An 11735-nucleotide genomic window follows, 5' to 3' on the forward strand; every position below is an offset into this window, starting at 1 on the left:
TTTTTGATATCGAGAATTCACCAAGGCAAACACAAGGAGTACATAACGCTATGGGTTTATTCGATGATGATGACACACCTCGCCCAGCAACCTCCGGGGTAATGGTGGGAGAGCCCCTCACGAACCTCTCAATCCACGAATTAAATGAGCGTCTTGAGCAGCTTAAGGCAGAGATCGTGCGCGTTGAGAATGAGATCGAAACAAAATCAAGCGCCAACTCATCAGCCGAAAGCTTCTTTAAGTAATCAAACAAAGTTTAAAACAAAAACTTACTCAAATTCATATAAATGCAAGCTACAAATTGCAAATAAATGAATTGGATACTTATAGTTTACGTATCGTTAACCATTTTAAATTAGAACTTAGTTATTCCAGTTGATCTGGAACCAGAGTGAACATTCACTCTGCTTGACGCCTCCCTGTTAAAACACCTCAGAGCCGCACCGATGCGGCTCTTTTTTTCTGCTCAGACAACACCCTGCCCCGGTTTAATCACTCTATTCACAACCATGAGTTGGCACGGGCTTTGCTCCGCTCAGATTGAAGTAAGATCTCTTGCTCCATTTCGAGACAGTTTTATTCTTTCCAAAAGGCTCACTTCAATTTTCGAGCCGTAATTGTTTCAGACTGGGATTTTAAAGGACGCGAGTGAGAGAAACCTAACGCAGTTATTGAAGGGATTTTTAAGATGGGTGAATTCAAAACTGAAACAGGGCCAGAGAACACCTTCAACTTCGCTCAACGGCTCATGTCCTCCCAAAACTTCACGGAGCTTTTCCGCGAAGGGATGGGCCTTATTGAAGACACTGCATCCTATCTTGATGGTCCGGGCAGGAAACAGAGCAAAGCTCTTGGCTCCGCCGCGTCTCTCGCTTACGCAACCGAGTCCATGCGCCTCACCACACGCCTCATGCAGATGGCCTCCTGGCTTCTGCTGCAACGGGCAGTCAATGATGGTGAGATTGTACAAGCAGAAGCTCAGAATGAGAAAAACAAGATCCGCGTCGATAATGCGACCAAGGAAATGCAGAACCCGGCCTGGCCAGACCTGCCTGAAACACTTCGCACCCTGATCGAGACCTCATTCCACCTGCAAAGACGCATCAAGCACGTCGATAGCATGCTCAAGGAGGAGCTCCTGCGCGAGCAAGCGGCAAACACCTCCAATCCAGTGGGTGATCAGCTCTCTCAAATCACAGCAGCGTTTAAATAGCCTGATAAGTTTCGCTAGCGTCGAACTCCGCTAGCAACCCTGCGCACTCCTCAAACGCGCACAAAAAAACCCGAAGCAAACGCTTCGGGTTTTTTAATTTCGCAAACTTCAGAGCAATTATTTGCCCAGGAAGCCACCAAACTTGTTGGTGAAGCGGGACACGCGACCGCCACGGTCCATGAGCTGACGGTCACCACCAGTCCATGCTGGGTGGGAGCTCGGATCGATGTCGAGCTGCAGGGTGTCACCTTCTTTACCGTAAGTAGAACGGGTGGTGAATTCGGAACCATCAACGAGTTTTACAGTGATGGTGTGGTAATCTGGATGAATGTCCTGTTTCATGACTAAACTGTCCTGTCAGCAACGGCTGAGCCGCCTCAATCAAAAGATGGGCTTAGGGCTGGCCTGAAGCATCGGTAGAAAGAAGCCGCACTTTTCCAAGAACGGCACAATTGTGAAGGGGTCTATACCCCATCCAAACCGAGGAAACAAGAGGGTACAGCCCGCAGAAAACCAGAGAAAGCGCTTGCAATTAAAACTATCGGGACACATCTACTGCATCATACGATAAACTTAAATGATTTCGCAGATATCCGGGGGTGGCATGAGCCAGCGGGACTCAAACAATCGGGAAAAGACCTTGCGTCCACTCGCAACACTTTTCCCTTATCTTTTAAGGCACAAAGCCCGTCTGGTTCTGGCAACCTTTGCTCTGCTGGCGGCAGCTGGCCTCACTTTGGTACTGCCAATTGCCGTCCGCTACATGGTTGACTACGGTTTTACCGGCGACAACCCCAACTTGATTGACGATTATTTCATTGTCATTATTTTTGTAATCGCACTACTCGCCCTCACCAGCTCACTTCGTTACTACATGGTCATGATGATTGGTGAGCGAGTCGTAGCGGACTTACGCTCTGACGTGTTCCGTCACCTCACTTATTTATCCCCCTCATTCTACGACAAAACAAAGTCCGGTGAGATCATTTCGCGCCTGACAGCCGATACGACCCTCATTCAGTCAGCATTCGGAGCCAGCGCATCTATTGCCCTGCGACACTTGCTGATGTTCGCTGGTTCGACGACCCTGATGGTCATCACCAGCCCGCGCCTCTCCTTGTTTGTGCTGCTTGCGATCCCACTCATTGTCTTGCCTCTGCTTGGCTTTGGCCGTGCGGTTCGCAACAGAACCAGCCATGCACAATCCACTCTGGCAAATGCAATTGCTTATGCAACAGAAGCACTTGGTTCCATTCGCACACTGCAGGCTTTCACCAATGAAAAGAGCGTTTCAGACAGGTTTGCAGGAGATATCGAGACAACCTATGAAGTTGCTCTCATTGCCACCCGCGCTCGCGCATTCCTGATTGCGACAATCATCCTGATCATCGCCTCAAGCATTGTGGCAGTACTCTGGGTTGGCGCACTGGACGTGATTGATGGCCGTATGAGTGGCGGTCAGCTCACACAGTTCCTCATCTATTCCATCATTGCTGCTGGAGCTATGAGCGAACTCTCTCAGGTTTGGGGCGAACTGGCAAAAGCCGCTGGCGCAGCAGACCGCATTACAGGACTGCTGCATGTTCCATCTGAAATCAATGCACCAGCCAATCCAGTCACTCTCCCCTCTCCTGCCATTGGCGAGCTTGAGTTTGATGATGTCGACTTCCATTACCCAACAGCAAAAGAAGCTGGCGTCCTGGAGGGCTTAAACCTCTCCGTCAAGAAAGGCGAAACAGTTGCTATTGTCGGCCCGAGTGGCGCAGGCAAGTCCACACTGTTCCAGCTCTTGATGCGATATTACGATCCGGTTGCAGGTAAAGTCACACTCGACGGCATCGAACTGAACTCTGCTGATCCACGAGACTTACGCGAGCACATCGCTCTGGTCCCTCAGGACACCGCTATTTTCGGCAGCTCAATTGCAGAAAACATCGCATTTGGCAAAGAGGTCGCGTCCAGAGAGCAAATTGTTGAAGCTGCAAAGTTCGCGTTGGCTGATGACTTCATCAACAACATGAAAAACGGCTATGACACACTCATTGGCGAGCGTGGGGTAACTCTCTCAGGAGGCCAACGACAGCGCATCGCGATCGCTCGTGCCATTCTGAAAGACGCCCCTGTTTTGCTGCTGGACGAAGCCACCAGCGCACTGGATGCCGAAAGCGAGACCATTGTCCAAAAAGCCCTCGATAAGCTTATGGAAGGCCGGACCACACTGATTATCGCACATCGTCTGGCAACGGTCCTCAAAGCAGATCGTATCGTTGTGATGGACGGCGGGAAGATCGTGGAAGAAGGCACCCACGACACACTGGTCGCTCAAAACGGTCTTTATGCAAAACTCGCCAGAATGCAATTTGAGATTGGAGCAGAAGCGCTCAACTCTCAGGAAAAAGCAAGCTAGAGCGCACTCCAGAAAAGCGTATCTGTCTTTCAGACAAAACACTCATAAAAAAAAGCCGCGCTTGCACCAAGCGCGGCTTTTTCAATTCTATCTGCGAAGCTTACTCAGGCTCACTCACATCCACTGTATAGTTCAGCGGCATGCGCGCACCATCAGCAAAAATGGTCTGCCCGGAAACATAACTTGCATCTTCTGAAGCAAGGAACGCAGCAATGCTCGCCACTTCAGCAGGTTGTCCCAAACGACCAAGCGGCGTCCGGGAAAGAACCGTTTCCATCTTGCTCGCATCCTGCACAACGCTCTTGAGCATCTGTGTCTCAATGGAACCAGGCCCAATACCGTTGACACGAATGCCGTGCTTTGCCAACGCCACAGCCGAAACGTGCGTCAGCTGGTTCAAGCCACCCTTGGAGATCGTATAAGGAACCTGATCAGGGATCGCCAAAACACTGTTTACGGAGCTGATATTGATGATTGAGCCAGCAGAACCGCCTTCTTCAACTTTCTCGACCATATGCCGTGCAACAGCTTGAGAGCACAGGAATGCACCCTTCAAATTGACACGTAGAACCCGGTCAAAATCATCTTCAGAAAGCTGAAGAAAATCACCAGCTGCTGTAATGCCAGCGTTATTAACCAGCACATCAATGTCGCCAAACTCATCCAGAGTGTTTGCAATCATATTGCGTACATCAAGGCGAACGCTGACGTCGCAATGGCAAAACGCCACATGCCCAAACTCGGAAAGAGCTTCCTGAGCCGCTTCTCCGGCCCGCTCATCGGAGTCGGAGATCATGACTTTGGCGCCATCTTGCAAAAAACGCTGCGCAATAGCGTAACCGATGCCTTGAGCGCCACCGGTTACAATCGCAACTTTCTTCTCTAGTTTCACTTTGAAGATACCTCTGGCAATGCCGAAATTTCGCCGACCATAATCTCAAAGCCTAAACATGTCGATGCACTTCTCCAGTAAAACTGCTTAGTTCCTCTGAATTTAGCTAACAGATGCCACCCCACGAACAGAGATCGCTTCAGCAATTTCCTCGAGAATAGCAGGGTCATCAATTGTCGCTGGCATCTTGAACTCTTCACCATCTGCAATCTTCCGCATGGTCGCTCGAAGGATCTTACCAGACCGCGTTTTGGGAAGGCGCTCAACGGTAATCGCCAGCTTAAAGGCAGCAACAGGACCAACCTTTTCACGCACCAAAGCAACCAGCTCTTTCTCAATCACAGCAGTCTGTTTTTCAACGCCGCTCTTCAGAACAACAAAACCACATGGCAACTGGCCCTTGAGATTGTCGGCAATCCCAATCACGGCACACTCAGCCACATCCGGATGCTCAGAAAGAACTTCCTCCATGCCCCCCGTAGACAAGCGATGCCCAGCCACGTTGATGATGTCATCGGTACGAGCCATGATGAAGAGATAGCCGTCATCATCCATAAGACCAGCATCTGCTGTCTTGTAATAACCGGGGAACTCTGTGAGATACGCTTCCTTGAACCGGTCATCAGCATTCCAAAGCGTTGGCAGCGATCCCGGTGGCATCGGTAGCTTCACAACAATGTTGCCCAGCTCACCCGCTCCAAGCTCATTCCCTTCATCATCAAGCACGCGCATATCATATCCCGGCATCGGGACAGTGGAACTGCCCAACTTGATAGGCAGCTTACCAAGGCCAAGAGGGTTACCAGCGATGCACCAGCCAGTCTCTGTCTGCCACCAATGATCGATGACAGGTACACCGAGCAGGTTCTCCGCCCATAAAATTGTATCCGGATCAGCTCGCTCTCCTGCAAGGAACAGCGACCGCAAGCCAGCAATGCTGTACTTCGCCAGCTCCTTACCTTCCGGATCTTCTTTCTTGATCGCCCGGAAAGCCGTCGGCGCAGTGAACAGCGAAACCACAGAATGCTCCGAGATCACCCGCCAGAACGCGCCAGCATCCGGTGTTCCAACCGGCTTACCTTCATAAAGAATAGTCGCGGCCCCATGAAGTAGCGGCGCATAAACGATGTAAGAGTGACCAACCACCCAGCCCACATCAGACGCAGCCCAGAACACTTCACCCGGATCAATACCGTAGAGGTTTTCCATGGACCACTTGAGCGCAACCATATGCCCGCCATTGTCACGCACCACGCCTTTCGGCTGTCCGGTCGTACCGGAGGTATAGAGCACGTAAAGTGGATCAGTCGCAGCAACAGGGACACATTCAGTGGTCATCTTCTCGGCCACCGCAGTTTCCATCAGTGCGCCCAGATCAAAGTCACGGCCTTCAATGAGGCCAGCAACCTTTTGCTCGCGTTGCTGAACAAAACAGAAATCAGGTTTATGGGAGGACAGTTCAATGGCACGGTCCAGCAGCGGCTTATACTCAACCACACGCCCCGGCTCGATGCCGCAAGATGCACTGATGATAGCCTGAGGCTTACAATCCTCGATACGAACAGCAAGCTCTTGAGCCGCAAAACCGCCAAATACAACAGAGTGGATCGCACCAAGCCGTGCGCAGGCGAGCATTGCAAACGTCGCTTCAGGGATCATGGGCATATAGATCAGCACCATAGTGCCTTTTTCAACGCCCTTTTCACGCAGCAGCGCTGCCATAGCTCCCACTTGCTCTTGCACATCAAGATACGTGTAGGTGCGCTTCTCACCAGTAACAGCACTGTCGTAGATGATCGCTGGCTGTCCCGGACGGCCATGCTCTACGTGGCGATCAACACAGTTGTAGCAGGTGTTGCACTCACCGCCGACAAACCATCGTCCATATGTGCCTTGCGAAGCATCGAATGTCTTGGTGTAGGGCGAGAACCAGTCAATGCCCTTAGCAGCTTCATCCCAGAAGGCTTCTTTGTTTTCTTTCCATCCATTGTAGATGTCGTGGTATCGGCTCGTCATAGCTGCTCTCCTCCCATGCACCCCTGCATAGTACCTGTCCACAGGTTCGGCTAAGACTGAGCCCTGAATGCCCTAAAGGCAAGTTTTGCTATATTAGAAAATCGGCTTATAACTAAAGATGACCATATAGTTTTCAACCTGCCTATTTCTTAGTTTCCTCTTAAATAAAAAGGACTTGCCTGCACCCTTGCGGGAAACAAATCATGCTGCCAATTACTGATCCCTTCTTCTACCTCTGTGCAATACCTGCTGTTTTCATTGTTGGCATGGCCAAAGGAGGATTCGGAGGCGGCCTCGCCCTTGTCGGTGTGCCGCTTATGTCATTGGCAATTCCACCTGTGCAGGCAGCAGGAATACTCCTCCCGATCCTGTTGGTCATGGACGCAGTCGGACTTTTCTCTTACCGGGCAATCTTTTGCAGAAAAACACTGGCCATTCTCATACCAGCTGGCCTGACGGGAACCCTGATCGGCTATTTTGCTGCAGCCTACATCTCTGAAACCCACATCAGACTGGTCACTGGCGCAATCGCTTTGGTCTTTGTGCTCGATTATTGGTTCAACAACAAAGCCAACAAACCGCCAAAGCCGCAGAATGTTCTTTTAGGAGGGTTCTGGGGTACAGTTTCTGGCGTCACCAGTTTCATCGCCCACGCAGGCGGAGCCCCATTTCAAATGTATGTCTTGCCACTCAGACTGGCACCACCGGTCATGGCAGGCACCGCGGTTATCTTCTTTTCGGTCGTAAATTTCTCAAAAGTGCTGCCTTACTTCGCCCTTGGTCAGTTTGACGCCAAAAACATCGCGACATCTCTTGTATTGCTACCGCTCGCCCCTCTGGCGACACTGGCAGGAATCAAGATCGTAAAACACATCAACAAAGAGCTGTTCTACAAGATCACGTATGCAGCCCTGTTTGTTATCGCACTCAAACTGATTTGGGATGGCGCATCAGGCTTTTAAGACATGTTATACTATGCAGAGATAGGGCGTAGATAAGCCATCAGCTACTTGAGTTATCAGTCGCGCTCACCCAAGCCATCATAAAGCACGCGCTTGATCAGACCAAACGGCCCGTCGACCTCAAAAGCTGCATCCGGCATTGTCTTCCAGGTCACTCGGTTATGAAAGAAACCAGAAGGATCAGTCAGATCCAGATCTCCACGCGCGGGCGAAACAATCCGATACCGAACTTGCTTTGCATTATAGGCATCTGATGGATTGCCTGCATATTCCGAGCTTGGCGGCTGCCCTTCGACCCACGAGAAGAAGTAGGTACGCAGCTGATCTGCCATACTGCCTGTCGAATTGAGCTGACCGAAGTTGAGTTGGAGCCCGACAACCAGACAAACAGCTGTCGATATGGCCCAAAGATACCAATGATCACGGAAGTGATTCAAAATGACTGCACGATTGAGATACAGCTGGATCAGAACAGGGAACGCCACCAACAAAACAAACCACTGCGCATCCTGTGATCGCTGTGGTCCGAGGGAGAAAATATAACCCGTCAGAGCCACGGTAATCGCGCAGAAAACCACGCCAAAGAATAAGGCGATTTTCCCCTGTCGATTTGGTGTCACTACGGTCATGCGAGCCCTGCTTGTTCATCACTCGCCGTATCAAACGGGTCGCGATTTATTCTTTTATCAGACAGGTCTACATTACAAATCGAAAGGCAAACGGGGAAGACTTCTGAGGTGTTGCAAATTGTCGCGAGCGTTTGTCTTGCCCAAAAACGCAACAAGATTTCACCTTTGCCGTTAAGTTAAGGCGCCAGTTGCAACCACCGCATTTAAATTCGCCGAATATATCGACACCAATCCACAAAACATCTCAAAAATACTTATAGATGAAAGTCTAATAACAAGAAGATCCTCAGACTAACATCTAAGTCATCTGAACTACCCCCTACGCCTATACTCAGATATATCAAAATATGCGACACTCTTAATTCCAAGCTCTTCATCGGAGCCAATAACTATCTTGGGAAAGCTGATAGTCAGTTCAACGGATCTTCGCAGTTCTCTTGAGCGGAAGTTGAATGCCTGGGGAATTTCATGAAAAACAATAGTCCAAATACATCATATTTCGACAAAGACCTCCCAAAAACTGAAGCAAATTACACGCCATTAAGCCCACTCAGTTTTTTGGAGAGAGCTGCAAAAGTTTTTCCAAGCCACACAGCCATCATTCACGGCAAGATTCGTAGGTCCTATAAGGAGTTCTATGAGCGCTCTATTAAACTCGCGAGCGCCCTGGAAAAGCGTGGTATCGGCAAGAACGACTGCGTGTCTGTCATGCTGCCCAACACACCGCCCATGCTCGAAGCTCATTACGGCGTACCTATGGCTGGAGCCGTTCTCCACGCACTCAACACTCGCCTCGATGCCGCTATCATCGCATTCCAGCTAGACCATGCAGAGAGCAAGCTCATAATCGTAGACCGTGAGTTCTCGAAGGTCATGACCGAAGCATTGGAACTGGCAGCGGTGAAGCCGGAAGTGGTGCTTTACGACGACAAAGAATTCCCTCAATCAACGCCCGCAATTGGAGAGTTGGAGTACGAGGAGCTGATCGCCAGCGGTTCCGCTGATTTTGACTGGCAACTTCCCGCGGATGAATGGGATGCAATCACGCTCAACTACACGTCGGGTACAACAGGAAACCCGAAAGGTGTCGTTTATCATCATCGTGGTGCCTACCTGCTCGCACAGGCAAACATCATCACAGCAGCCATGGGCAAAAAGCCGGTCTATCTCTGGACACTGCCAATGTTCCACTGCAACGGCTGGTGTTTCCCCTGGGCCTTGTCCCTCGTTGCCGGAACGCATGTCTGCCTTCGTCAAGTACGACAAGCCCCTATCTGGAATGCCTTGGCAGATGAGAAAGTCACGCACCTCTGCGGTGCACCAATCGTGATGTCCACGCTGCTCAACACCCCTGAGGATCAGAAGCGCAAGCTCACCCATGATGTCGAGTTTTTCACCGCCGCAGCGCCGCCACCTGAAGCTGTTCTTGCAGCGATGGCAGAGGAAGGCTTCAATGTTACCCATCTCTATGGGCTGACAGAAGTCTATGGCCCAGCCGTCGTCAACGAATGGCACGACCATTGGAATGAACTTCCAGCATCAGAACAAGCTGCATTGAAAGCCAGACAAGGCGTTAATTACGTCGCTTTGCAGGATCTCGCTGTTCTCGACCCCGAAACCATGAAACCAGTCCCTGCTGATGGAGAAACCATTGGCGAGGTCATGTTCAAAGGCAATGTCGTAATGAAAGGGTACCTGAAGAACCCCTCCGCAACACAGGAAGCCTTCAACGGCGGTTGGTTCCACTCAGGTGACTTGGGCGTGCAGCATGAAGACGAATACGTCCAACTCAAAGACCGCTCCAAAGACATCATCATCTCAGGAGGTGAAAACATCTCATCCATTGAGATCGAGGAAGTCCTCTACAAGCACCCGGAAATCTCATCAGCAGCAGTGGTTGCGCGTCCCGATGACAAGTGGGGGGAAACTCCCTGTGCATTTGTGGAGCTGAAAGAGAACAGCAGTGTGACGGAAGACGATATCGTAACCTACTGCAAACAGCATCTGGCTAGCTTCAAATCACCAAGAACTGTTGTCTTCACAGACCTGCCAAAAACCTCAACAGGCAAGATCCAGAAGTTCGTACTGCGCGAAGAAGCAAAAAAGATCGGCTGACCCTAAACAAAAAATGCGCCGCTAAAAGCGACGCATTCTCAATTCGGTTAAGAAAAAGGAAGCTACCCTGTCACTCGTATTCGCGAGATCTCATCCTTAAGCTTCAACTTTTGCCTTTTTAGATTGCCTAGTTCGATCTCATCCATCGAAGGATGGTGCTTGGCTGTTTCCAGCTCCCTCTCAATGGTAGCATGGCGGCGTTCCAGCTCAGTCAAATGCTCACGGATGGACATAGGTTTTAATCCTCCTACATTGTCTCTGTTACAGGTGGATGATGGCACCATTTTATTGAGTTGTCGAACTATGATTAGCTGTTTTTTTGGGGCCTCTACAACGCGAGATCGCTAATTCATGAAAAACTTAGGGAACTTATAAATGACCTAGTAAATTTAATGGGTTTTATATTCCACTCAAAAGAGAACTTCACTAAGTATTCAACCCTATATATACGCTACGTAAATCCGTCATGAGACAACACTTCCTGTAAAAATCGAGAGACTCTTGTTCATCACCGCCGCACATTCGGTATACTGTTGCCGAGCGGTGAATTGCGACAACGCGCCCCACCAGATTTGATCATCGATGGGTCTCGTTGCACACAGACCGATATGTGTCATGTGAGGACAAAACGATGACGGAAGATACTCTCGATCAGGATAGCAAGCGTTCCGAGCTCGCTGAGTTGCGACAGGAGCATCGGGATCTTGATCATTCCATCGACGCGCTCATTGAAACGGGACGGGCAGATGTTCTCCAGCTGCAACGCTTAAAGAAGAAAAAACTGATGCTAAGAGACCAGATTCAGGTGCTGGAAACACAGCTCTTACCTGACATTATTGCCTAAATTAGAGGCAGAGCTCTAACCTTCGTATACTATTGGCATTTCTTGTTGTAATTGGCTTGAAACACGCCGTGTTATTTCTATAATCCGCGCTTTCTTCCCAGACGCTCAGAGGGTGCCCGTTTTATGAACCGCACAGACCAGCCAGAAGTCGCTATCATCATGGGAAGCCAATCCGATTGGCCAACCATGAAAAATGCTGCAGATACGCTAGAAGCACTGGGAGTTTCCTATGATGCTCGCATCGTCTCAGCCCACCGCACCCCGGACCGTCTGGTAGAGTTTTCCAAAACAGCAAAAGAGAACGGCTTCAAAGTTGTTATCGCTGGCGCTGGCGGCGCAGCCCACCTTCCGGGTATGGCTGCATCCATGACGCCGCTGCCAGTGTTTGGTGTTCCAATTGAGTCGCGCGCCCTGAAGGGACAGGACAGCCTCCTTTCCATCGTTCAAATGCCAGCAGGCATTCCGGTTGGCACTCTTGCTATTGGTCGTGCAGGTGCCGTCAACGCAGCATTAATGGCAGCTGCTGTTTTGGCACTCAACAATCCGGAGATCGCCGCCAATTTGGATGACTGGCGCGAAAAGCAAAGTCAGGCTGTGGCTGAGAAGCCAGTCAACCCGGAAGAGTAAGAGTTTCAGAGGCGCCCACTTGCAGGCGCC

12 protein-coding genes are annotated in these 11735 nt (G+C 50.3%); 7 read left to right on the forward strand and 5 right to left on the reverse strand.

Features of this window, described 5'->3' with window-relative positions; all coding sequences use genetic code 11:
* Window positions 1-50: 50 nt before the first annotated feature.
* Together DHN43_RS14825 and rcdA are read left to right on the forward strand one after the other, a co-directional pair.
* The gene (locus DHN43_RS14825; protein WP_057462018.1) at window positions 51-245 is read left to right on the forward strand and encodes a DUF1192 domain-containing protein; all 195 of its coding nucleotides are present in this window, start codon (window positions 51-53) and stop codon (window positions 243-245) included.
* 443 nt (window positions 246-688) lie between these two features.
* Window positions 689-1213: a protease adaptor protein RcdA gene (gene rcdA, locus DHN43_RS14830; protein WP_057462019.1), complete on the forward strand. Its 525-nt coding sequence runs from the start codon at window positions 689-691 to the stop codon at window positions 1211-1213.
* Window positions 1214-1330: 117 nt separating this feature from the next.
* Here the strand turns inward: rcdA and rpmE are convergent, their stop codons facing one another.
* A complete protein-coding gene (gene rpmE, locus DHN43_RS14835) occupies window positions 1331-1555 on the reverse strand; it encodes a 50S ribosomal protein L31 (RefSeq protein ID WP_008551475.1) in 225 nt (74 codons plus the stop codon).
* A 262-nt stretch (window positions 1556-1817) separates the two neighbouring features.
* Between rpmE and DHN43_RS14840 the strand changes: the two genes are divergently transcribed.
* On the forward strand, window positions 1818-3620 hold the full coding sequence (locus DHN43_RS14840; RefSeq protein WP_208986902.1) for an ABC transporter transmembrane domain-containing protein: 1803 nt from the start codon (window positions 1818-1820) through the stop codon (window positions 3618-3620).
* A gap of 100 nt (window positions 3621-3720) precedes the next feature.
* On the opposite strand, the gene DHN43_RS14845 is transcribed toward DHN43_RS14840, so the two are convergent.
* Complete coding sequence (locus DHN43_RS14845; protein WP_108819106.1) at window positions 3721-4512, reverse strand: SDR family NAD(P)-dependent oxidoreductase; 792 nt, start codon at window positions 4510-4512, stop codon at window positions 3721-3723.
* Window positions 4513-4614: 102 nt separating this feature from the next.
* On the reverse strand, window positions 4615-6528 hold the full coding sequence (locus DHN43_RS14850) for a propionyl-CoA synthetase (RefSeq protein WP_108819107.1): 1914 nt from the start codon (window positions 6526-6528) through the stop codon (window positions 4615-4617).
* A gap of 203 nt (window positions 6529-6731) precedes the next feature.
* On the opposite strand from DHN43_RS14850, the gene DHN43_RS14855 reads away from it, so the two are divergent.
* Window positions 6732-7490 (forward strand): sulfite exporter TauE/SafE family protein, encoded by a 759-nt coding sequence (locus DHN43_RS14855; protein ID WP_057462022.1) that lies wholly within the window; start codon window positions 6732-6734, stop codon window positions 7488-7490.
* 56 nt (window positions 7491-7546) lie between these two features.
* On the opposite strand, the gene DHN43_RS14860 is transcribed toward DHN43_RS14855, so the two are convergent.
* Window positions 7547-8119 carry a hypothetical protein gene (locus DHN43_RS14860; RefSeq protein ID WP_108819108.1) on the reverse strand — a complete coding sequence of 191 codons (573 nt, stop codon included), beginning with the start codon at window positions 8117-8119 and terminating at the stop codon, window positions 7547-7549.
* A gap of 468 nt (window positions 8120-8587) precedes the next feature.
* Between DHN43_RS14860 and DHN43_RS14865 the strand changes: the two genes are divergently transcribed.
* On the forward strand, window positions 8588-10234 hold the full coding sequence (locus DHN43_RS14865) for an acyl-CoA synthetase (protein ID WP_108819109.1): 1647 nt from the start codon (window positions 8588-8590) through the stop codon (window positions 10232-10234).
* Window positions 10235-10296: 62 nt separating this feature from the next.
* On the opposite strand, the gene DHN43_RS14870 is transcribed toward DHN43_RS14865, so the two are convergent.
* Window positions 10297-10467, reverse strand: a complete 171-nt coding sequence (locus DHN43_RS14870) for a YdcH family protein (RefSeq protein WP_082596622.1) — start codon at window positions 10465-10467, stop codon at window positions 10297-10299.
* Between the two features lie 398 nt (window positions 10468-10865).
* Between DHN43_RS14870 and DHN43_RS14875 the strand changes: the two genes are divergently transcribed.
* Together DHN43_RS14875 and purE are read left to right on the forward strand one after the other, a co-directional pair.
* Window positions 10866-11078 (forward strand): YdcH family protein, encoded by a 213-nt coding sequence (locus DHN43_RS14875; protein ID WP_108819110.1) that lies wholly within the window; start codon window positions 10866-10868, stop codon window positions 11076-11078.
* Window positions 11079-11201: 123 nt separating this feature from the next.
* Entirely contained in the window at window positions 11202-11705 is a 504-nt protein-coding gene (gene purE / locus DHN43_RS14880) for a 5-(carboxyamino)imidazole ribonucleotide mutase (protein ID WP_008551529.1), read from the forward strand.
* Window positions 11706-11735: the final 30 nt, after the last annotated feature.

This window comes from Pseudovibrio sp. Alg231-02, from assembly GCF_900143565.1.
GTDB lineage: Bacteria > Pseudomonadota > Alphaproteobacteria > Rhizobiales > Stappiaceae > Pseudovibrio.

Excerpts from the sequence above, each read along its gene's own strand:
- DHN43_RS14870 (WP_082596622.1), bottom strand. The coding sequence starts at position 10,467 with ATGTCCATCCGTGAGCATTTGACTGAGCTGGAACGCCGCCATGCTACC.
- DHN43_RS14865 (WP_108819109.1), top strand. The coding sequence starts at position 8,588 with ATGAAAAACAATAGTCCAAATACATCATATTTCGACAAAGACCTCCCA.
- DHN43_RS14855 (WP_057462022.1), top strand. The coding sequence starts at position 6,732 with ATGCTGCCAATTACTGATCCCTTCTTCTACCTCTGTGCAATACCTGCT.
- DHN43_RS14840 (WP_208986902.1), top strand. The coding sequence starts at position 1,818 with ATGAGCCAGCGGGACTCAAACAATCGGGAAAAGACCTTGCGTCCACTC.
- DHN43_RS14850 (WP_108819107.1), bottom strand. The coding sequence starts at position 6,528 with ATGACGAGCCGATACCACGACATCTACAATGGATGGAAAGAAAACAAA.
- DHN43_RS14860 (WP_108819108.1), bottom strand. The coding sequence starts at position 8,119 with ATGACCGTAGTGACACCAAATCGACAGGGGAAAATCGCCTTATTCTTT.
- DHN43_RS14825 (WP_057462018.1), top strand. The coding sequence starts at position 51 with ATGGGTTTATTCGATGATGATGACACACCTCGCCCAGCAACCTCCGGG.
- rpmE (WP_008551475.1), bottom strand. The coding sequence starts at position 1,555 with ATGAAACAGGACATTCATCCAGATTACCACACCATCACTGTAAAACTC.
- purE (WP_008551529.1), top strand. The coding sequence starts at position 11,202 with ATGAACCGCACAGACCAGCCAGAAGTCGCTATCATCATGGGAAGCCAA.
- rcdA (WP_057462019.1), top strand. The coding sequence starts at position 689 with ATGGGTGAATTCAAAACTGAAACAGGGCCAGAGAACACCTTCAACTTC.
- DHN43_RS14875 (WP_108819110.1), top strand. The coding sequence starts at position 10,866 with ATGACGGAAGATACTCTCGATCAGGATAGCAAGCGTTCCGAGCTCGCT.